We start from the raw sequence: 22217 nt of genomic DNA on the forward strand, positions 1-22217 counted from the left end.
GAAGATCACCGCCAGGTTCTTTTAGGCTGTGGTGGGCCACCGTGTGCTGACCGGATCGGCACCCGCCCTGTCCCCGCACCGGAAAATGGCCTGCGCTCCCCCTTCTCTCCGCAGCCGGATTTTCGCCCTATTTTCGCCGAATCAGGACTGTAACGGTTTCCTAGTTCCGTTATTCCATCCACACTTTCGTTTTCGCCCCCGCAAGAGTCGCACAGTTCCGCAACGGCAGGCTGCCCGCCTGTCCCCAACTGCTCCTCGCAGGCATCACTGCGGAAGAACTCCCCTTCCCGGGAATTAATTATGAGAAAAACGCGCACCGGAGAGCCAAGCTCCAATGCGCGTTCTGATTTGGGTGTGTTCCGATCCCGACGGGTCCCGCTCCTCTGTGGCGGCGGCTATCCCCTGGGACTTGGCAGGATATGGCCGGAGCCGACAAGGCCCCGTGGCGGGCAATCCTGTTATCTATTCTTGCATGCTCTGATACGAATGCCGCTCAAACCTAACTGCGTCGGCTCTTGTGTAGATCATCTCCGCCGCCGGAGTTTGCTCCTCCAGGGTGGTGGGGGTCACCCGGATCAGGCGGACATATTCGCTGCCGTCTCCGGCGAAGTCGTAGGTGCCCAGATTCAACCAGCCCGACGAGCCGGTGGATTGGCTGATGGAAAGCACCTCCGTGCCCGTCTTATGCTTCACTTCCACTTGAATGTTGGGGTCCCGGCCGGAGGTATGGACAATGTTGTAGAGGGATACGGTGTAATTCCCCTCCGGCATTTGGGCTTTCCACCGGGAAGCCGAGCCCTGAGTCATGGTGTAGCGGGATTTCACTCCTGCTTTGTAGCCGGAGAGATTGCTTTGGTTCCAGGAGCCCTCCGCCGTATACAGCCCCTCCGTATTGGCGCTGTCCACGATGACAGTCAAATCCTTAATCGGGATAGACAAACGCGGCGTTTCCAGGGTAATGCCGTCCACGGCGACAACTGCCCATACCTCAATATGGTTTGCGGTTCCGTCCAACTGCCACAGGGTCAACCGCCCGTTAGCATCCACCGACGCCAGATCGGTGCGGTTCACGTAATAGCTGATCTGCGCCTGGCTCAAATCCCCGGGGAGTCCGTTATCCAGCAAACCGGTGACGGAAAGCTGCACGCTCCGGGTCATTTCCAGCACATCCTTGTCGGCGCCAATGGCGGCCGAGTGCCATTGGGGCTGATGGGCCCCGCTCACCCACATCACCGCATCCGCAACCACCCGGGAATTGTTGGCCCGGTTGGTCAGCTCCACATAACCGCCTGTTCCCGCCGCAAAAGGAAAGCTTCCCAGGTATGCCCAATCGCCTGCGGAGGCCTTTTGATCCACCGCAATCGTCTCGGCCCCTCCATCATAATGAACCGTAAAGCTTGCATTGGTGGACCAGTTTTCAGTGGCAACCGTCATCTGGGGGAGCCGGACGTAGACATTGTAGGTCACGCTCTCCGGCAGCTCCGGCCGCCAGCGGATAACACTGGAAGGCGTGCTTGCTGCAGACTTGGCATACACATAGCCGTCATAATAGTAGCCGTTGCCTGAAGTATCCCGAATCCAGACCCCTTCCGTCTCCGCCTCCGTATTGTCCACAACAATGGAAGCCCCCGGCTGCCAATCCGGCTGCACCGGGACGGTCTCTACATGGTCCGGCAAATACAGAGTCCGGGCTCTGGTCTGCTGGCCGCCCGACTCCACATAATAGGTGAAGGCCGTGGACAAGTCGTTTACCCGTACGGACCATTCCATGGGGTAGATCAAATCCGGCACCGCCGTATACGTCTGCCCCCCGTCCAAAGAATAATGAAGCGTGGAGACCTGTTCCGTTTTGGCCTGAATATAGGCGTTGTAGGAGGTTTGGTCGGGTTTGACAATGAGCATCCCCTTAACGGCGTCAATGGGGCTGTGGGTATCGAAGAAATAGGTGGCATCGTCTGCCCCCGTCCCGTTAGCGGCGGCGGCGTCCGTTTGGTGGAGCGGCACCGCAATTTGCAGGCCCCCTACGATCACCGCCGTAATGCCTTGGCCGGAAACGGTGACATGAATGATGCCATTGCGCATCACAGCCGTTTCGGGCGCGCCGTTGTCCCGGATCAGGGTCACCGGATATTCCAGAGCCGGATCAAAGCCGATCAGCTGCGGATTCAACGTTACGGAAGCCGTCTGTTCCCCGGCGGAGGCATTGGTCAGCCCGATATAGAATTGGTCTCCGCTCTCCGCCGTAATCCAGTTCAGCTGCGGGTTGCCGGTGTCTATAATCCCTTTGGGCATCCACAGCCACACATTGGAATTGCCGTAGAAGCTGCCCGGCTTGTGTCCGTACAAATGGTATTTGAACCAAAGAAAATCGGTTTCAAATACAGAGGGAAAGGCGATGCTTCCGTTGGACCGGAGAGACTGCTCGCTGACCAGATAGTCCATGGTTTGGCCAAGCTGCCCCGGAATATGGTGGTAGTAAACGGAAGTGGGCTCGCTGGGGCCGAGAATGGGAAACTGCGGATCAAGCTGGCTTACGGAAAAGCCTTTATAATAGTAGCCGGGATAGCTGGCATACCGGCCGATCACCGCATTATGGGCAATGTCCTTAAGCAGCTCGTCCCCGGTGTATTGCGCCAGCCGCAGCATAAACGGCGCCTCCTGGGCGTTCATCCGGTAATAAAGGGAGGTGTTTGCCGCCTCAAAGGTAAGCCCGTTGGGGGAAACCAGCCAGCTGTCCGTTGTTATGCCGCCGGTTTCATATTCGGGAAAATCATCCCGCGGATAGTCGTATTTGCTCTCCACCGGCCAGTGAAAGGATTCCCGGTACGGCTCCGCCGGTTGGGGAATGGTGAAGGCCCCCTCCGGAACGGGACGGGCCACGAACATGGTGGCATACCGCTTGGCCTCCTTATAGGCGGCATCCAGGTAGCGGCTCTCCCCGGTTTCCTCGTACAGCTCCAGAATTTCCATCCACAGCTTGCCGTAATTATAGATAAACTCATTTTTGGAAATGTCCACCGATGCAGGCGTGTCAATATGCTGGGTGATGTAGGCGTCCGCAGCCGTTTTGGCCTGCTGCAGATAGGAGGCGTCCCCGGTCATGCGGTACATCATCAGCGGCTGAATCACCGGCCCCCGGTCGCTTTGATCCGGGTTCCGGAAGCGGTATTCCTCCTGGGCCAGCTTCTCAATCCCCGGCGAATCCTTCATCAGTCCGGACAAGGCCGCAACCGTGGAGAAATCGAAGGGCAGAGAGGCCATTTTCCAAAAGGAGGGGACGCTGTATACCGGTTTTTTCGTCGGCGACCAGCCCACTCCGTTCCGGGATACGCCGTATTCCACGGAGGGCAGCGCCCGGCTGTCGTAAAGGGCGTCATCTCCGGTCAGGTAGTAGGCGCTCATCAGCACACCGTTGGAGGAGGTGCGGACTGCATCCTCATTCTCAATATCGATGAAACCCTTGGCCCGGCTCCACCAGCCGCTGGGGGAGGGCACGTACTCGGCGGAATCATCCCCCTCCGGCTCCACCTTCAGCAGATCGATCATATTGAACATGGCGTCGGTCAAGGATTGGCCGCTGACATTTTCCCGATATGCAGTATAGTTGTATTCGCTGCGCAGGATGGTTTCGTAAGAGTCATATAAGCCGGCCTTCTCCGCAAACAATCCCAGGCTGAACGTGTAGGTGCTCTCCGCCGCCATCTGCGAATGGGCGCCTAACTGGGGCGCATACAGAATGGGCTGGACGCCTCCCTCGTTGTTCACCAGGCTCATCCCCAGCCGCTGGTTGCCTGCCCCGCCGTGAGCCTCAAATTCCAGAGGCAGCTCCTGGGACGGTACGAATATCCCGTACGTAAGGGCTTCGCCTGCGCTGCCGTTCTTCTCCACCAGGCTCATGGGCGCCGTTAATTCCCACAGGCCGGTGGATTCCACTGTTCCAATCATCTTGGCATGGGACTTAAAGCCGCTCAGCACTTCCTTCACCGCTGTCCGCTCCTCCGACGTAAACGCCTGGAGGCCGATGACATAGTTGCCGCTGCGGCGCGGGGTAAAATGGTAGGTCAGCTCCGGCCTGTCCCCGGCCAAGGACCATGTGATCTGGAAATCGTAGTCGGCGGCATGGGCCGAATCAGTCAAAACTGCCGTTTGGCTGTCGGGAAACTGAACGCCGTCAAAGGTGATCCAGCTTTTGTTCATCGTCTCGTAATAGTTGGAGCGCTGACCCGCCTCCCCTTCCAGCAGCACCCACTGCTCCTCCAGCCGTTCTTCCACAGTATTCACCGGCACCCATGCCCCGGCAGCCGCATCCTTATAGGCCAAATCCCGCACAATGGCGGAGCCGCCGTCCCAGGCCGCTTCGTAGAAGGTGGCTTTGTAGCCGGCGTTTTCGATGCTGCCTTTTTCCGTGTAGGCCAGATTCGGCAAATCCCGGCTGCGCAGCGGCGGCAGGGGCGGCGCCTTCTGCTTGATGTAGCCCTCGAATTTCAGCGCGTCAACCCGGGTCAGAATGTTGCCGGTGGTGGGCTGAACCCGGGTCAGCCGGACAAACTCCGTTCCGGTGCCGCTGAAATCGTACTGGCCCAAATCCACCCAGCCTGTCCCTCCCGCCGATGGGCGCAGATCCAGAAACTGCACCTCCGTCACACCGTTATGGACGATCTCGATTTTCACATTGCTGTCGGCTTTATCCGCCCAATCCAGCTTGTTGAGGGAAATCCGCACGGTCCCGGCCTCCAGGCGGGGATTCCAGGTAATGGCGTCGCCGATGGTATCCGTATACCGGGTGCTGGAATTGTTGTAGCCCTTCACCCCGGTGCTGACCCGCCAGCCGCTGGAAGCCGAATAGCCGTCGTCGCCGTCATCCATAATAATGGTCTTGTAGGGTGTGGCGTGCCGTTCAATATAACCCTCGAATTTCACCGCATCCGCCCGGGTCAAAATTGTGCCGGTAGTAGGCTGGACCCGGGTCAGCCGGACATATTCGGCCTCCGTTCCGCTGAAATCGAACTCGCCCAGCTCAATCCAGCCTGTCCCCCCGCTGGACGGCCGCAGGTCCACAACTTGCACCTCTGTCACGCCATTGTGGACAATTTCGATTTTTACATTGCTGTCCGCTTTATCCGCCCAATCCACCTTATACAGGGAGATTTTCGCCCTGCCTGCCTTCAGGCCCGGATTCCAGGTGATGGAGCTGTTGGCCGCATCCGTCCACCTGGTGCCGGAATTGCCGTCCCCCTTCACGTTGGTTGTGGTTCTCCAGTTGCCGTCCGCCGTGAAGCCGGTAACGGCATTGTCCGGATCAAGGGTGACTGCCCCGTCAATGGTCAATCTTCCGTCATCCACAATGATGGTTTTGTAAGGCGCCGCTTCCTCCGCCAATGCCGCCTCCGGCTTCATCGCAGTTCCGAAGGGCATCGCCAGAGTCAACACAAGGCCAACCACAAGCAGCTTTTTCCACATCATCCCATACCTCCATTCAAAATAAAGGATCGGTGCCGCTGCCGACACCGATTACGATGATACCGTATATGAAAGCGCTTAATTTCTGCGATTTTATGATTTCCTTACAGCATCTTGCGAAAATGGGATAATTGAGGCAGCTCCCCCTCTCCCTTTTACTCCGCCAAAGGAGGGCAAACGGTGAGCAGCATCCCCAGTTGAATCACCGAGCGGGCATATTCTTCGGGAAAAGCCCGCATATGCTCCAACCCCGCTGTGTTTCCAGCAGCCTGGAACACCTGGGCTTTATCCGTCTTCCCGGCGTCGATCTCGAAGCGGACGCTGTGCCTGCCGTTGGGCAGCTCCGGCAAAAACACATATTCATTCCGGTTATGATCGTTGTACCGGGTAAACCGTTCGATGATGAACGGCTCCCCGCCGTCCACGGTTACCTTCAGCCTGCCGGAATCGGGGCCGCCGATGTCAAACAGGCCCAGCCGGGTGCCGGTGAACTCCACCGTAAAGGCAGCGCCGCTCTCCTCCGCCCGCCATAAGCCGGGAAACAGCCAGTCATACTCCCGGGCCAGGGCAAAATCCGCCGGGGTCTCGAAGCGCCAGCGGTCATCAAACCGGGCCAGCTCCGCAGGCGGGGCCATGGCCGCATACTCCCACGGATTTCCCGGCACAAGCGGCTCCTCCGGAAGCGAGTGCTCCACTGGAGCGCCGTTCCTGCTCAAGCTGCGGGAGGGCTCGGATTGAGTGCTGCGGAGGGTCTCCAGATGCCGGATGATGGTATCCGCATAAATCCGGTGACCGTCCGGTACGGTGGGATGGATGGAATCATGGGTGAAGACGATGGCTCCTGCCTTGGCCTCCGCCCCTTGGGGGGCTGTGAAAATCAGCGAACCCTCCCCTGCCCGGCGGCTCACCTCCACTCCCAGATGGATGGACGGAATGCCGTAATAGTCCGCCACCTCCTCCTGGAGGCTGGCCCCCTTCTGGTACCGGCCCGCCTGAAACTCCGCTACATCCCGCTCCGCCAGCGTATAAAGGAACAGAATATCCGTCTGCGGGCTGGCCTTGCGGATTTGCCGGACAATGCCCTCGACGCGGGCCTTGGACTCCGGGTCTCCGCCGTCATTGACCACAAACTCCACCGTCACCAAATCGGGCTTGTGCTGCAGCACCTGCATCTCCAGCCGGGCGCAGCCCAAATCCGAGCCTGTGCCGGAGACTCCTGCATTTATCGCCCGGATACGGGCGGCGGGATACTGCTCCTCCAGCCACTGGGCGGTCATAACCCGGTAGCCTTCCGCCCGGGTAATACTGCCCCCCAGATAAGCCACCGTCACATCCCCGCCCTTCGCCAGCCTGCCGAATATATTCGGCAGCCCGTTGCGTGTAAACAACTCCTCCATGCCGCAATCGACTCCTTTCCTGCAGCCTGCTTCGGCCGCTTTCAATGCTATTATCCTGTAAAACAGTCCGCGCCGCTACCCTAAAAAGCATAAGTCCATGCCGCAGATCGGATTGGTGCCAAAGCGGAGGCAGCGAATAACGGAAGCAATCTTCCGCTATTTGCTGCCTGGCTTACAAAATGGGGGCGATAGCGGAAGGAGTTTTCCGCTATTGCTTGCTCCAGCCCACATTCCGGGGGATGCCCCCCTTTTAACGGAAATAGGCTTCCGCTATTCGCCAATGGGAGCGGGTAAACAGCGTATAGCGGAAACAAGTTTCCGCTAATGTGGCCGCTCAGCCGTTGGGAAGAACCGATAACGGAAGCCTCTTTTCCGCTATTTGAGCTGCGCAGCCGCTCTGGTGCAGATAGCGGAAGCCCTTTTTCCGCTATTGTCCCGCAAGCTGGGGCTATAGGCGGCAAAAGGAGGCAATAGCGGAAAATTCCCTTCCGTTATTGCCTGATTTGCCGGCTTCTGCAGGAGATAGCGGAAAGTCCCCTTCCGCTATCTGGCCCCCCCAGCGCCACGCCCACTACTTCCATATCACTTCCGCATGGCTGATATCAAATCCTGCCGCCAGCGCTTCCGCTTCGCTCCCGATCCGCCTGCCGTGGTACAGCAGCCCCTCGAAGACGATCCCCGTCAGGTCATTGCCTGGCAGCCCCCGGATAATGGAAGGGGCGGCAGGACCGCCGTTCAGCTGAATATCCTGCAAATAAATATCCGTCAAAGTGCCGCCGCCGCTGCCCCATTCCGGAGTGGCCGTCACCAGCTCGAAATAAATCAGGCTCTCCATGGCCGCTTCAATCCGGATATCCTCGAACCGGATGGCGGAGACGGCGCTGCTCCCGGCATGGTGAATGCTGAGGGCTGCCCTCCTCCACCAGCTTTCCTTGGGCTTATCCGTGCGGATAATATCGATATTGCGGAAGCAGACATCCCGGATGTACCGGGCATCCGTCTCATAGCCGATCTCCACCCCGTTGCCGCCCAGCCCGTTCCAGATGACGCTATTTTCAATGCGGATATCCTCCACATCCCCCTGGAACCCGAACTTGTCCGACTTGATGCAGATGCTGTCGTCCTCGCTGCGGATGAATACATCCTCCACCTGCACATGCTTGCAGCCCAGAAGATCAAGACCGTCGGAATACCGTCCCCAGGAAATCCCCTTATAATTGGAAATACGGACGTCGGTGCAGCAAAAAATCCGGTTTACCCACTCAATCCCGCCTTTGACAATGGTAATGCCCGAAATCTCCACTCCCCGGCAGCCCAGAAACTGGGTGGCGTTCTGATGCCGGCTGGCATCCAGCACCCCCCGGCCCCGGATGGATACATCTGCGGCATCCTGGGCGATGACACACCCGTGAACCACCGCTCCCCGCTCAATGTAAAGCATCTCCCCGTCGGATAGCTCAATGACGCCCGCCTCATATTCCTGTCCGGCCCGGTAAGCCTTCACCTTGGGGTCGCAGAGATCCGGCCTATCCAGCTCCGGCCCATCCGCAAACAAAAACAGCGGCAGCGCCAAATCCCCGTTTACCTCAATGCTGAGCTTCATGGGAGCGGCCAGGGTAAAGGTGATCCGCCCCTCCTCCTCATCCCATTCAGCCGTAATCCCCCTGCTCTTGGGACGGACATCCACCGTCTCAACGGGATCAGAACACCGGATGCAGACCTGAGCGGGATACGCCCCTTCATACTGGCAAAATTGCCCCAGCTCCGTCGTATACACCCGCTCCTCCGCCCCGTTCACCGTCACCTGAAAGCCGCCGCTCATGACCGCACCTCCCCTGCACCGGGAGCGTACAGCTTAACGGCAAATACCTCATAAAACGGCGAGCCATAGGTGGCGCGGAAATCCAGCCGGATGCGCACCACCCCGCAGGCATCAAGCCGATGGCTGTTCAGCGCAAGGAAATTGTCCCGCACCGCAACGGTCTGACAGCTGCCGTCCGCCAAAGTCAGGGTCACATCATAATCCTTCACCAGCGTTTCAATGGGATCGTCGAAATGCTCCAGATCCAGCCGGGGATTGAATACCAGCTGAAGCTCCTCCACATCCTTCGGCCCATCAAAGACAAGCTCCAGCCACTCTTGTCCCTCCGCGCGCCCGGATGCCCACACATGCGGCAGCCCGTGGGGCCGCGAATAGCCGTTGACCGCATTCCCGGGAGCGTACATATTTTGCGCGGGAACCACATTCCGGAAGGCGATGCAATGCTCCCACCGCTTCAGCCTCCCCGGCTCCTGCGGGCGGTAGTGGAAGCTGGCAGCGCCGGTGACCCGTTCTTCATTGGCATACACCGCAAGAGCCTCCATCCCTTCCAGCGCCAGATACAGCTTGTCGTCGGCAGGTCGGCCGCAGCCTATTTCCAGCGTAATCCAGCCGTCATAACCTGGCCCAATCTCCATAGCGGTGCGCTTCAGTTCCGTTTCCGGGATATAATTCTCCTTCCGGTTGCCGCCGAACACCGTGATGCCCAGAGTTTGCGCCCGGTCGGAGCTGTTTCTTACTTGAATGTCCACCCTCTCCAGCCGCTCTGTGCAAACAGGCAGCACCAGACACAGCCCCTGCTCCAGAGAGAAGGCCCGAGAGGCGTCAGGATTGCTGAATTCCCGCTGCGACGAAGCCTGAACAGTTAGCCCCCGGGCAAAATAAGGGTCCATCTCCTCCCGCAGCCCAACAATGGTCTGGCCGTCCCGGAGCAGAATCTGCTGAAGCTCGGCCATATGCCAGGCAGCCAGCGCCGACGGGTCCGCGCCGGTTTTGACGCATAATGCGGCGGCCGTGCCCACCGCCTGCCCCATGCAGCCGCAGGTGGCCATCACCCGGGTGGACCCGAAGGCCACATGGGTGGCGCTGATGTTGCGGCCCGCCATCAGCAGATTGGGGACATTGCAGGAGTACAGGCTGCGGAAGGGGATATTGTACATCCCCGGCACAAAGTTCCATGCCGTGGCAGGCCCCTCGTCGTAAATTCCCTTGGCGGCATGGAGATCCATGGCCCAGCCGCCCACCGCCACAGCATCCTCGAAGGGCGTCTTTTCCGCCAGATCGTTCTGTGTCAGCATATAGTCCCCCACCAGCCGCCTGGACTCCCGCTTCCCCGGCAGAGGCGATACATAATCCAGAATCACATTATCCACATCATCGAATTCGCCGCTGTTTTTGATATAGTCCCAAATGCCGAACACCAGCTTCCGCAGCTCCAGGGCAATGTCCTCATTGTCCTTGATAACATCCAGATGCCCGCCGTACTCCAGCCACCATAAGCCCTGAAGACCATTGGCCTTGCGGGGGATTTTCCGGTGGTTCAGCCCCTTGCGGATGCTCTCGAAGAAGCTCAGCTTTGTAATATCATAGGCAAACTCCGGACGCTTGAAGGGAACCTTAAAGCCCATATCCCGTGTCTGGAACAAAATGGTATCTCCCATAGTATAGCGGTCCGCCGTCTCCGGGGCCAGGCTTTCCCCAAACTCGCTCCGGGCCTCCCGTCCCCAGCGGAAATCGGCTCCCGCCTGGTATCCCACCACGGCGTCCCCCGAGCAGTCGATGAAATAAGCGCTTTCGAAGCGGAATCTCCGCTCGGAGGCCAGCTGCAGCCCCTCCACCCAGCCGATCCGGCCCTCGTCCATTCCGGTTTCGTATACGGTAGTATTGAGAAAAAGGGCAATATTGGGCTCCCTCTCCACCATATCCAGCAAGGCCGCATCCGAAAGCGGGGTCATCAGCTTCCGGTTGTACAGCGGATTATAATGGAATATCCGCAGCTTCAGCTCCTCCACCAGGCCCCCTTCGCGGGCATAATAGGAGGGGCTGTTGCCCAGATAGGCCGAGCCGTTGATATGCACCCTGATTTCGCTGCTGGCATTGCCGCCCAGCACGGAACGGTCATTGATGAGCGCTACCCGCATTCCGTTCCGCGCCGCGGCAACGGCGGCGCAGATACCGGCAATTCCGCCGCCGATCACCGTAATATCCGACTTGATAATCTCCATTCGCCTTCAACCTCCATGAGCAGTCTGACCTCATGGTAAGCCTTTTGCAGAAGAATTGTTTACAGGATTTTTCGAAAAACTCATAGAATTTTGCTTCCTATTTCAAACCATGGATCTTTTTGCGGTACTGCTTGGGCGTCATGCCGGTGTACTGCTTGAACAGCTTGCAGAAGTAGCCTTCATTGACCACGCCCACCGCCTCGCAAAGCTCCAGAATGGAGTAGTCCCGGGATTGCAGCAGCTCCAGGGACAGCTCGATTTTGCGCCGGTTGATATAGTCCACCACTCCCTCCTTTACCGCCCTTTTGAACATGCTGCTGAAATAGGTGGGAGCCAAATTTACATGATCGGCAATGGCCTGAAGGGTCAGGCGCTGCCGCAGATTCTGCTCGATATAGCGTTTGGCCCGGGTAATCTCCGTCCGTTGGGCCGCATGGCCCGTCTGCAGATGCTCGTAGATAAACCCGCCGATAAACCGGAGCTGCTCCCGGAAGGTCATGAACGGCCCGGGAAAATCCTCCCCCGCCGGCTCGGTAACGCCCCAGGCCTTCAGCTTGGCGGCAAGATCCCGGTAAAAATCCCGCAGCATAGGCGCCATAACCGATTGATGGATGCGCCATTCCAGCCCCGCCGTCTCCAGCCCCGCCAGCCGCTCCTCCAGCTCCCCGCGCTCCGCCTCCCTGTACATCCAGGAGAGAAATTCCGCCAGCTTCCCCTGAAACTCCTCCTTGCGGGCGCTGCTGTGCCGGATGCGGTGGGCCGGGGTAATCACCGCCTTTGGCTCCCGGTAATAAAAATCCCCGCAGATGTCCGCCGCCTCCGAGTAGCTTTTTTTGACCGCTTCCCATCCCTTGTGCAAACCGCCAAAACCCACGGAAACCTCCTGGTTCAAAAACTGCTGCATATGCTTCACGATCCGCCGTCCCAGAGCCTGGCAGGTAAACTCCACATCCAGCCCGCTGTGGGTTTTGTCCCAGGCCAGCATGCCGATATACCGGTTATCGTACAGCTCGGAGGCGGTTCCGGCGCCGAATTCGGCCAGGGTCTCTTCAATGACATTGACGGCGGCATATTTCAAAATGCTCTGATCCGCGGCGGAATACTCGCTGCGGAAGCTTTCGTAATGGTTCATCTCCACAATAAAGCAGCAATAGCTGGACTCCAAAAAATAAAACTGCATCCCGCTGCCGGAATCCGAAGCCCGGCGGGAGGGAATTTCCCCGCGGATCAGCTCGTTGACAAACTGCTTGCGCACCCGGTATTTGTTCTCCTGGACGGTGGCGCTTAACGACAGCAGCTCATCCTCCTTCTTCTTGATTTCCTGCACTGTGGCGGCAGCCTTGCCCAAGGCCCGCTCCAGATCCTTTTCCCGCAGGGGAACCTTGACGATATATTCCAGAATATTGGAGCGGATAGCCCGCTGGGCATATTCAAAGGAGGAATGGGCGGTCAGGAGAATATATTGGGTGCCGGTCAGCTTGGGCTTCAGCTCCTCGATCATGGTGATCCCGTCCATGTCGGGCATCACGATATCCGACAGGATAATATCCGGCTTAAGCCGCAGCGCCTCCTCCATTCCCCTGGCTCCGCTGTAGGCTTTGCCGGCAAGGATAAACCGCGGGTCCCGCTGGGCCAGCTCCCGAAAAAACAGCTCCAGTCGCTGGACGATCAAATCCTCGTCATCAACAATGAGACAGGTGTAGGTTCTCATCCTCTTGCAGCTCCTTTGTCAATTGTGCGGGAAACCGCGCGCGGACGCAGGTTCCCTGCCCGGGTTGGCTTCTGATCTCCAGGCCGTAGGGCTCGCCGCAATGCAGTCTGATCCGCTCATGAATATTGTTCATGCCGATCCGCTTCCGTCCGGCCTCCGTCTCCCTGGCTGCGGGCTTGAGCAGCTGGCCAAGCCTGTCCTCCGGGATGCCCTGGCCCCGGTCGGCTACCTCAATGACGGTAAAGCCCTCCTCCCGGTAAGCCCGGATTTCGATGGGGCCTTCGATTTGCCCGCCGCTGTAGCCGTGGAAAATGCTGTTTTCCACCATGGGCTGCAAGAGCATCCGAAATACGGGAAAGTCCAGAAGCCCTTCCTCGATTTCCTCTACCAGCTGGAAGTTCCGGTTGTACCGGATATTCTGGATGGCCACATAATCGGCCACGTTCTGCAGCTCGTAGCGGAGGGCCACCTCCTCCGAGGCGTCGGAGATGCCGTACTCCAGCAGGGAGATCAGCGCGTCAATCACCACATCCACCTTGTCCAGCTGGCCAAGCCGGGTCACATTGCTGATGGAGCCCAGCGTATTGTACAGAAAATGCGGGTTGATCTGGGCCTGCAGCACCTGAATCTCCAGCTTGCGCCGCATGGCGTTATGCGCTTCGGAGCGCTCCAGCAAATCAGCAATCTGGTTGACCATCCGGTCGAAGGCTCTGGCCAAATCGCCAAATTCATCATCCCGGACGGTGGGCGGCCCCGCCTCCAGATCGCCCTTTTCCACCCGACGCATCTTCTTCTTCAGCTCCTGCAGCGGATTGCGGATATACTTGGCGATAAAATAAGCAATGGACAGGCTGAGCAGGAGGCCGGACAGGAGAATGGCCGCGTTGTACTTCTGCAGCCGGGAGAGCGCCGCCTTCAGACGGGATTCATCATTGATGGAGATGATGTGCCAGTTGAATTTTTCTGTAGGCTGCTTCAAAATGGACACCGGCTTGCCCTCGCGGGTGCGGATTTGCATGCTGGTCCCGCCGGTATCGATGATCTCCAGCCCGGACTTGTCCCCCACGGCAAAGGTATGCTCCTGCACCTCCTGGGGACCCTTATTATCGGAAAATCCGGCAATGATGTTGCCCGATGCGCTCACCAGGGCCAGATTCAGTTGTTCTTCTTTATGGATTTTGAACAGGGTGGCCTCAATGGCGTTTAAATCCAGATCCACCGCCACTGCCAGCGGAACGGGAGCGCCGTTCAGATACCGGACCATGGTCACGGTCCAGCCGGAATAGACGGACTGGTACGGCTCGCTTACAAACGTGGACCGTTTGTTGCGGTTGGCCGCGTCAAACAGAGGCTTGCGGTCAGGCAAGGCCTCGTCGAAGATGCGGGTAGGCGTACTCCCGCCAATAATGGATAAATCGCTTTTGATCAGATAAATATTGCTGACATAGTTGCTGTTCATCTCATAGAGCTGCCGGACCTGATTGCGGATCACCTCCGGGTTCTCCAAATTGGCTTGAACGGAGGTTTCCAGGGAAAACAGAATGGTCTGGAAAGAGGAGAAATTCACCGTCAGGTACTGGTCCACCTTATCCAGAATCTGCTTGATGTAATAATTGTCGTTGCTTCGGGTTTCCTTCTGAATGTACTGGTAGGAAAGCTGGCTGATCAGGATCACGCAGCTTAGCACAAAGGCGAAGCAAAAGAAAAACAGCTTCAGGGGCAGGCTGAGTCTTCTCCGCAATGCTTGTTCTCCCCTTTTTTTGTCCGAGTCGGTCTCCATCATTTCTACACCAGATTAGCACAAAGGCAGAAAAAGAGGGACAGTATGATGCCCCTCTCTTTCCTATTTACTTGATGTAGCCAAGCTCCTTCAGCTGCGCGGTTACACTGTCCTTGTATTTCTGCAGATCAAATTTGCTCTCCAGCGTCTGGATAAAAGCGTCCCAATTGGTCAGGGGCTCCTTGCCGCTCATGAATTTCACCAGCATTTCGTTGATGTACCGGACCCGCTCCGCGGATTTGGTGTCATTCGGGTCAGCGGTCAGGCCGGCACCCGGCAGGGTCGGCGCCACATACTTCTGGTTGTTCTGGAAAGCCTCAATGGTCTTCGGGCTCTTGAAGCTGAAGTATTCCACATCGTCGCCCCGCCGCGGGAATTTGTAATGGTCGGACCAGGCGTACTTGTCTTTTTGCTCCTTGGTCAGATCCGGAGTTTTGTTCTTCGGCTTTCCGTCCACCATGTCCCACTGAATCCCCTTGAGGCCGTAGGCAAAGTAGGGATACGCTTCCTCATCCGTAAACATGTAATCCAGCAGGGACAGGATGCGGATAATCTTCTCCTTGTCCGCCTTTGCGGAGATGGCCCAGGAGTTGCTTTGGTAGGTTTTCCGCTCGAGAATCTGATCGCCGCGCGGACCCTTCATCGGCGGAACAATGATCCATTCCGGCACTTCCCCGCCAACCTCCTGCATCTTCTGCTGGGCGTCCGGCTCCATCCGGCGGGCATCTCTGACCATAACTCCCACTTTGCCCTTGTACAGCTTTTGGTCCAAAAGATCCGAGGTATTCATGGTTACCCAGTCCGGGTCCACCACCTTGGCCTCCATCATCTTGTTGATGTAAGCCAGCGCTTCCTTCATTCTGGAGTCGAGGAACAGGTAGACAGGCTGATTGTCCTTAACGTCAATGGCTCCCGGCGGGTTAACCCCGAACATCCACATCAGGGTGTCGAAGCCGTAGGTATTCAGCACCCCTTCTTTATTCATGCCCGCAATGAAGCCGTAGGTATCCTGCTTGCCGTTGCCGTCCGGATCTTTTTCCGTAAAGGCCTTCATCACCTCGAACAGCTCGTCGGGGGTGGTGGGCACCTTCAGATTCAGCTTTTTCAGCCAGTCGTTGCGGATGTAGATGCTGTTGATCATGCCGTTTACATTGTCGTAGCCCGGCACGGCCAGAGTTTTGCCTTTATATTTCATGGCGTCCCAGGATTCGGCGGTAAAGCGCTTCTTCAAGTTCGGGAATTGGTCCAGATACGGAGTCAAATCCGCCAGAATCCCCTGATCATAATATTGGGCCAAATCTGTCCGGTTTTTCAGGAAAATCATATCCGGCGTATCGCCCCCGGCAATGAGGGTGTTCAGCTTGGTGGTGGCCTGACCTGCCTGCGGGATGATCATGTTAAGGTCAATGTTCACTGCCTTCTCCATCATTTGGCGCTGAACATCCTCCTCCTTGGGCGGAATCGGGGCCGCCGCATTGAAGGTTCCTTGGTTGAACATGGTGATTTTCAGCTTGGTGGCAAATGGATTGGCCGCCGGGCTTGCACTTGCTCCGGATGACGCAGCGGGGGTCTTAGCGCCTGCATCCTCCTTGTCCTTGCCTCCGCAGCCCGCCAGGACCGCTCCCAAACCGACTGTTGCCGCCAGCATGGGGAACAAAATCTTTCTTTTTTGCATGTTGACCTCTCCTTTATTTGTTTATATTACCACATCGGAGCGTGGAAGGGCTTGCACCCTTGCCCGCTAAGGGGCGGAAATCACCCCGATGGTATAACCTTCGTTGTTCTTGCCTAACCCTTGATGGAGCCCAGCAGCACACCCTTGGTAAAGTGCTTTTGCAAAAACGGGTATACTACGAGGATCGGCACCGTCGTTACCACCACGGCCGCCATTTGCAGCGCGATGGTGCTGACATGCTCTGTGCCTGCGCCTACATCGGCGCTTTGTGATTGGACATTGAGCAGAATGTTGCGCAGGACCACCTGCAAGGGCATCAAGCTTGTTTTGTTGATATACACAATGGCATCGAAGTAGCTGTTCCAATGGCCCACGGCATAAAACAGGGACACCGTAGCCATTACGGGCATGGACAGAGGCAGAATGATTTTCCACAGAGACTGCATTTCGCTGGCTCCGTCCACCCGGGCCGATTCCTCAATTTCACCGGGCAGCTGCTCGAAAAATCCTTTGATAATCACCAGATTGAAGGCGCTGATCAGATGGGGCACCACCAGCACCCAGGGGGTATCCAGAAGATGCAGGGAGCGGATCAGCAGATACGATGGAATCAGACCGCCGCTGAACATCATGGTAAACACAATAAACATCAGGAAGGGGCCGCGTCCGGGCAAATATTTCTTGGACAGCGGGTAGGCGGCAATGACGGTAAACAGCATGTTAAGCGCCGTGCCCACAAGCGTCCGGAACAGTGTAACCTTGTAAGCCTGGCCGATGCCTTGGGAGAAAAATACCTCCCTGTAGCCGGCCCATGTAACGGTTTCGGGAATAATCACAACTCCCTTGCGCAGCACCTCCGATTCGGGGGTCAGGGATACCGCCACCACGTACAGAAACGGAAACAGGCACAGCACGGATAACACAACCAGTATGAAATAAACCACAACTTTCCCGGTTTTTTCGCCAAACGTCAGATTGACCATCCCTATCACCTCACCATATTTGCCCGTCGAATTTTTTGGCCATTTTATTGGAAACCAGGACCAACACAAATCCGATCAGGGCCTTGAATAATCCTACCGCCGTCGCCAGCCCTACCCGCAGCCGCTCCAACCCCTCGCGGTACACCCAGGTATCAATAATATCGATTTTCTCCTGGTTGAAGGTATTGGCGAACATGAAGATCTGGTCAAATCCGGCGTCGAGAATATGGCTCAGCTTCAGAATCAGCATCAGAATCACCACGCTGCGGATGCCGGGAAGAGTCACATGCCACAGCTGCCTCCACTTGGACGCTCCATCCATACGGGCCGCCTCATACAGACTGGGATCGATGCCCGCCAGCGCAGCCAGGTAGAGAATGGCTCCCCAGCCAATGTCCTTCCAGATTTCGGACAGAATAATCATCGGTCTTCCCCATGCAGGCTCGGTCAAAAAGGAGATGGGCGCAAAGCCGTTTTCCTTCAGCAGCATGTTCACCAGTCCGTCCCCCGGAGCCAGCAGGGCCACCATCAGCCCGTATACAATAACCCAGGACAGGAAGTGGGGCAGATAGGTAATGGTTTGCACAATCCGCTTAAACCACTGGACCGACACCTCGTTCAACAGCAGGGCCAGGATAATCGGCGCGGAAAAGCCCAGAAGCAGCTTATAGAGGGAGATAATAATGGTGTTGCCCATAATATCCCAAAAGTACACTCCGTTGATGAAATCCCTGAAGTTGTCCAGCCCTACCCAGGGACTGTCCCATAACCCCAGCACCATGTTGTAATTTTTGAAGGCAATGATAATCCCGGCCATGGGAATGTACTTGAATACGGTAAAATAGATCAATGCCGGAAACAGCAAAAGATACATGGTTTTGTATCTGCGTATGGTTTTGAACCTGGATTTGAGGCTGCCCGTCAGACCTCCTGTTAGCGTGCTTGCCGCCGTTTTCATCTGCATCTCATCACCTGTCTGTTATTTTTTGCGAAAATGCACGACTGCCGCATTTTCATTCGGGGGCTCCCCCAAAAGTACCCGGAATTTGCTTCGAAGCGTCTCTTCACTTTTGGGGGTTTGTTTTCTATAGCTTAGCATGGGGACAGGGGGCGGTTTTTCTTTGATCTTGCGATATTCTTATACGATCTTTAGCAGCAGGCGTGGGGAGGAGGGGACTATCCCGGACCCTGAGGCAAAACACGGGGCTTTCGTGTCCCGATGCGGCGGCCAAACACAAAAAAACGGCATTTCTGCCGTTTCCGTGATTAAGCTTATGCTGCTGCTCCCCTTCACCCGGTGAAAACCGACGCCTTTTTCGCCTCCGAAATGATCCGCATCACCTCAAGCGCCTCCTCCAGGGCGATGGGAAAGGTTTCCCCCAACCGGATGGAGCGGTACAGCTCCTCCCATATGTTCATCTCCCGGGCCGGAGCCACAGGCATCGTCTCCGTCAGCCAGCTCAGGCTCTCCGCGCTGCCGAAGGTTTCCCCCGGTGTGCCCGGGTCCGCCCGCTTCTCCGCAAGCGGTACAGCAGGGTCCAGATACCGCAGGGACATTTGGCCGTCCGTTACGGTCAGCGTGCCCCTTGCGCCGTATACCGCATATTGCGGCGACGGCTCCGCCACTCCGCCGCTGATCTCCAGATCCACCAGCCGGTTGTTCTCCCCCTTCATGATGATTTTCACATGGTCCTCCGCATCGCCAACGGCGGCCACCCGCTTCAGGTCGCTCCACAGCTCAGCCACCGGACTCTCCAAAAGTCTCAGGCCGTGGTCGATAATATGCGGCCCCCAGTTCAGCAGCTGGCCGCCTCCGTATGCCAGGATGGTCTGCCAGTCATCCCGGCGCTGGTAGCCGTGGCGGCACAGCCGGACAGCGTAAATCTCCCCCAGAATGCCGCTTTCCATCACCTCCCGGACATGGAGAAAGTCGGGATCAAACCGGCGGTTGTGGCGCACGAACAGCCTGCCCCGGCTCTGCCGCTCCGCCTCCAGCAGCCGGAGCGCCTCCTCATACGTGCAGGCCAGCGGCTTTTCCATAAAAACATGCTTGCCCCCGGCCAGCGCCAGCAGCCCATGGACACAGTGGTCGGAGGACCGGGTGGCCACATCCACCAGCTCTACATCCGGGTCGGCCATAAGATCCTCCAGGCGCTCATAGGTTTTGCAGCCATAACGCTCCGCCATGGCCTTCCGCCGCGATGCAATCAGATCGCAGGCGGCCACAATGCGGAACAGCCGCTCCTTGCCCTCCAGCTCCTTGCAGTGCATACCCCATCCGGCCCGGCCCGCTCCGGCCAGGCCGATTCTGATTGGCTCCGTCATCGTTTTATCCCCCGTTCCATTTGGCTTTGCTCCGATCCGCCCTCGCCGATCAATAAGCTCCGCCGCTTAATCTTGCTCCCATCCGTCCTCGCAAACCAATACCTTCCGCCTCCTGGCCTCCCTAATACCCGGCCTCCCGCACAACCTGCCGGCTCCATTCCAGATCCGTAAGAGGCTCCTGCAAATGGGTATCATGCTCCACAAACACCCATCCGTCAAAGCTGCGTTTGGCCGCCTCCTTCAGAACGGCGCCATTGTCCAAGCCGATATTGCCGCGGTTTAGGCCGCAGAACCGCCCGCGTTTGGTCCAATCGGGGGATTCGGGATTCGTCTCCAGCCAATCCTTCAGGTGAAGCACGGCCAGCCGGTCTGCATATTTACCGGCAATCTCCACCGCGTCGCCGCCCATGGCCGCCAGATGGGCGGTATCCAGCACCAGCCTGCTGTCCGGGCATTCCCGCAGAAATTCCTCCAGCTGCTCCTGGGTTTCCACAGGAGTGCCCATATGATTATGAAGCGCCACATGCAGGCCCCACCGGCGGCAGGCGGCGGACTGGATGCGCACCTGCCGGCAGAATGCGGTGAAATCCCGGCCGTCCACATGGGTCCAGACATAATCCTTGCCAAGGGCGGCCGTCCATTGGATGGACAGCTCCGGGCTGGGGCCCCTCACCGTGCCAAAGCCCATCCCCAGCCTTCTCATCAGCGCCGCCGATTGCAGCGCCTGCTCCCCGCTGAACGCCGTCAGCCGTTCGATGCCCTCATAGCCGATGGCCTTCAATTGCCGCAGGCGCTCCTCCAGATCAAAGCAGGCGCCCCCGTCCCAAACATTCATCCCGTAATCCGCAATGCCGATTTTCACGGTAATCTCCCCTTCCTCTGCCCATGGGACGGCCGCTCTTACGGCGTCAGTCCCTGATTAATTTTCCGGATGGACTCCAGCGGCGCCTTGGGCCGGCGGTCCTCCGTCAACAGCCCGTTCTTCTCCTGCTGCACATCCGTCAGCTGCGTATAGCAATAGCCTTGCAGCGCGGGCGCTTGCAGCAGGGAATGGGTCAGCTCCATATAGCGCCGCAGAAACTGCTCCTCACTGTCCGCTTCCGAATAGCCCCAGCCTCCGGCGGCGTCGGGGCTGTAGCGGATGCCGCCGAACTCCGATACCAGAATCGGCTCGCCGTTGTAGGAATAGCCCGGCGCATAAACCGGCCGGTTGCAGGGTCTTGCTTTCACGCAAGCCAAGCTGCCGTACCGGGTCCCCAGCGTCTCCCCGTTTGAAGCATAATCATGGATGGTGCAAATATCCGACTTCACATGCTCCCATCCGTCATTGGAGACCACCAGCCGGATGGGATCCAGACACTTGGTCAAATGGTACATGGCCAGGGCATGGTGCTGCTGGGCCTGATCCACTGCAATGCCGGGCACGCCCCAGCTTTCGTTCAGCGGCACCCACACCGCGATGCAGGGATGGTTGTAGTCCCGCTCCAGAACCTCCTGCCATTCCCTTGTCATGCGGTGGACATAGTCCTCCGAATAGGCATAGGCATTGGGCATCTCCCCCCAAAGAAGAAGGCCGGTCCGGTCACACCAGTAGGCATACCGGGGGTCCTCGATCTTCTGGTGCTTGCGCACGCCGTTAAAGCCCATGGCCTTGGCCAACTCCGCATCCCGGCGGACGGCCTCGCCGTCTGGAGGCGTCAGAATGCCGTCGGGATAATAGCCCTGGTCCAACACCAGCTTCATATAATAGGGGCGGTTGTTGAGACAGACCCTGCCGTCCTCCACCGAAATTTTCCGCATGCCAAAATAGCTATACACCCGGTCCAATAGCATATCATCCGCCCACAAGGTCAGCTCTATATCGTACAGGACCGGATTTTCCGGCGTCCACCATCTCCCTTTTCCCATATCGTTATAGTCGGTAAGCCAAATCCGCCTGGCCGTGACGGCCTCCCGGATTTCCAGGGTATCCTCTGCCACGGGACAGCCCTCCAGGCTGACCGACAGCTTCAGCTTGAGCCGCCCCTGTACCGCCTCATGGCCAGACACCGCAGTTTGAATGCGGATTTCATTGGCGTCAATATCTGGCGTGAATCTGACGTGATCGATCCGTGTTTCTGCCACCGGCTCCATCCAGACCGTTTGCCAGATGCCGGTGGTGCGGGAATAGAACACGGAGGCCGGCTGCTCCAGCCAATACTGCTTGCCCCTCGGCAGCCGGACATCCCGGCTGTAATCCCGGGCCCGCACCACAATGTCATTGGGGAGGCCGCCGGCTCTCAGAAGCCCGGTCACATCCGCCCAAAAAGGCGTGTGCCCGCCCTCATGAACCGCCGCAAGCTGCCCGTTCACCCATACCTTGGCGGAATAATCCACCGCCCCGAAATGCAGCAGCGCCCGCTTGCCGGCAAATTCGGGCGGCAGCTCCACACGCCTGCGGTACCAGACAATATCATGGAACTCATTGGTACCGATGCCGCTTAGCGGACTCTGGAAGCAGAAGGGCACCTGAATGCTTCGGGACAGCCCCTTCGGCGCAAGATACCACCCCTCCCGTTCCCCCGCGTCCTCATCGTCAAATTCAAATTCCCATGTTCCGTTTAAGTTCAGCCAACCGCTCCGCACAAATTGCGGACGGGGATAATCCGCTCTCCACTGTGGCAGGCTCATCCGCCCCTTTCCTTTGGACTCCTTCAGCCGCTCCCGGGTTAAGCATGCCACGGGCAGCCTGCGGTGCATACTGCAGGTTCCGCACATGAATGCATTTGCCACTGTATTTTTCACGAAAAGCTGCATATTTCCCCCGCAGTCCGAAAAAGGGCCTGCACCGCAGCCGTCAAAC

At 57.8% G+C, this 22217-nt stretch carries 12 protein-coding genes; all 12 read right to left on the minus strand.

Annotated elements, in window-relative coordinates:
* Window positions 1-462: 462 nt before the first annotated feature.
* Window positions 463-5463, minus strand: a complete 5001-nt coding sequence (locus DQG13_RS05505; protein WP_146767104.1) for a golvesin C-terminal-like domain-containing protein — start codon at window positions 5461-5463, stop codon at window positions 463-465.
* A gap of 152 nt (window positions 5464-5615) precedes the next feature.
* Entirely contained in the window at window positions 5616-6857 is a 1242-nt protein-coding gene (locus tag DQG13_RS05510) for an SGNH/GDSL hydrolase family protein (RefSeq protein WP_113018740.1), read from the minus strand.
* Window positions 6858-7428: 571 nt separating this feature from the next.
* Window positions 7429-8679 carry a glycosyl hydrolase family 28 protein gene (locus DQG13_RS05515; protein WP_113018741.1) on the minus strand — a complete coding sequence of 417 codons (1251 nt, stop codon included), beginning with the start codon at window positions 8677-8679 and terminating at the stop codon, window positions 7429-7431.
* Window positions 8676-10901, minus strand: a complete 2226-nt coding sequence (locus DQG13_RS05520) for an FAD-dependent oxidoreductase (RefSeq protein ID WP_113018742.1) — start codon at window positions 10899-10901, stop codon at window positions 8676-8678. Before DQG13_RS05520 ends, DQG13_RS05515 begins: the two co-directional genes overlap by 4 nt.
* A gap of 97 nt (window positions 10902-10998) precedes the next feature.
* Complete coding sequence (locus DQG13_RS05525; protein ID WP_113018743.1) at window positions 10999-12612, minus strand: response regulator transcription factor; 1614 nt, start codon at window positions 12610-12612, stop codon at window positions 10999-11001.
* Complete coding sequence (locus DQG13_RS05530; protein WP_113018744.1) at window positions 12584-14353, minus strand: cache domain-containing sensor histidine kinase; 1770 nt, start codon at window positions 14351-14353, stop codon at window positions 12584-12586. The genes DQG13_RS05525 and DQG13_RS05530 overlap by 29 nt, the downstream gene beginning before the upstream one ends.
* 106 nt (window positions 14354-14459) lie before the next feature.
* Window positions 14460-16067: an extracellular solute-binding protein gene (locus tag DQG13_RS05535; protein ID WP_113018745.1), complete on the minus strand. Its 1608-nt coding sequence runs from the start codon at window positions 16065-16067 to the stop codon at window positions 14460-14462.
* 113 nt (window positions 16068-16180) lie between these two features.
* Entirely contained in the window at window positions 16181-17050 is an 870-nt protein-coding gene (locus tag DQG13_RS05540) for a carbohydrate ABC transporter permease (protein WP_113018746.1), read from the minus strand.
* A gap of 10 nt (window positions 17051-17060) precedes the next feature.
* Window positions 17061-18014, minus strand: a complete 954-nt coding sequence (locus DQG13_RS05545; RefSeq protein ID WP_397333932.1) for an ABC transporter permease — start codon at window positions 18012-18014, stop codon at window positions 17061-17063.
* 326 nt (window positions 18015-18340) lie between these two features.
* The gene (locus tag DQG13_RS05555; protein ID WP_113018749.1) at window positions 18341-19375 is read right to left on the minus strand and encodes a Gfo/Idh/MocA family protein; all 1035 of its coding nucleotides are present in this window, start codon (window positions 19373-19375) and stop codon (window positions 18341-18343) included.
* 121 nt (window positions 19376-19496) lie between these two features.
* Window positions 19497-20237: a sugar phosphate isomerase/epimerase family protein gene (locus DQG13_RS05560; protein WP_113018750.1), complete on the minus strand. Its 741-nt coding sequence runs from the start codon at window positions 20235-20237 to the stop codon at window positions 19497-19499.
* A gap of 38 nt (window positions 20238-20275) precedes the next feature.
* On the minus strand, window positions 20276-22045 hold the full coding sequence (locus DQG13_RS05565; protein ID WP_113018831.1) for a glycoside hydrolase family 2 protein: 1770 nt from the start codon (window positions 22043-22045) through the stop codon (window positions 20276-20278).
* Window positions 22046-22217 lie beyond the last annotated feature (172 nt).

This window comes from Paenibacillus sp. YN15 (assembly GCF_003285005.1).
Lineage (GTDB): Bacteria > Bacillota > Bacilli > Paenibacillales > NBRC-103111 > Paenibacillus_AR.

Bases quoted from the DNA above. Each gene is read 5' to 3' on its own strand.
- DQG13_RS05565 (WP_113018831.1), bottom strand. From the start codon at position 22,045: ATGAGCCTGCCACAGTGGAGAGCGGATTATCCCCGTCCGCAATTTGTG.
- DQG13_RS05515 (WP_113018741.1), bottom strand. From the start codon at position 8,679: ATGAGCGGCGGCTTTCAGGTGACGGTGAACGGGGCGGAGGAGCGGGTG.
- DQG13_RS05505 (WP_146767104.1), bottom strand. From the start codon at position 5,463: ATGATGTGGAAAAAGCTGCTTGTGGTTGGCCTTGTGTTGACTCTGGCG.
- DQG13_RS05555 (WP_113018749.1), bottom strand. From the start codon at position 19,375: ATGACGGAGCCAATCAGAATCGGCCTGGCCGGAGCGGGCCGGGCCGGA.
- DQG13_RS05525 (WP_113018743.1), bottom strand. From the start codon at position 12,612: ATGAGAACCTACACCTGTCTCATTGTTGATGACGAGGATTTGATCGTC.
- DQG13_RS05535 (WP_113018745.1), bottom strand. From the start codon at position 16,067: ATGCAAAAAAGAAAGATTTTGTTCCCCATGCTGGCGGCAACAGTCGGT.
- DQG13_RS05510 (WP_113018740.1), bottom strand. From the start codon at position 6,857: ATGGAGGAGTTGTTTACACGCAACGGGCTGCCGAATATATTCGGCAGG.
- DQG13_RS05520 (WP_113018742.1), bottom strand. From the start codon at position 10,901: ATGGAGATTATCAAGTCGGATATTACGGTGATCGGCGGCGGAATTGCC.
- DQG13_RS05545 (WP_397333932.1), bottom strand. From the start codon at position 18,014: ATGCAGATGAAAACGGCGGCAAGCACGCTAACAGGAGGTCTGACGGGC.
- DQG13_RS05540 (WP_113018746.1), bottom strand. From the start codon at position 17,050: ATGGTCAATCTGACGTTTGGCGAAAAAACCGGGAAAGTTGTGGTTTAT.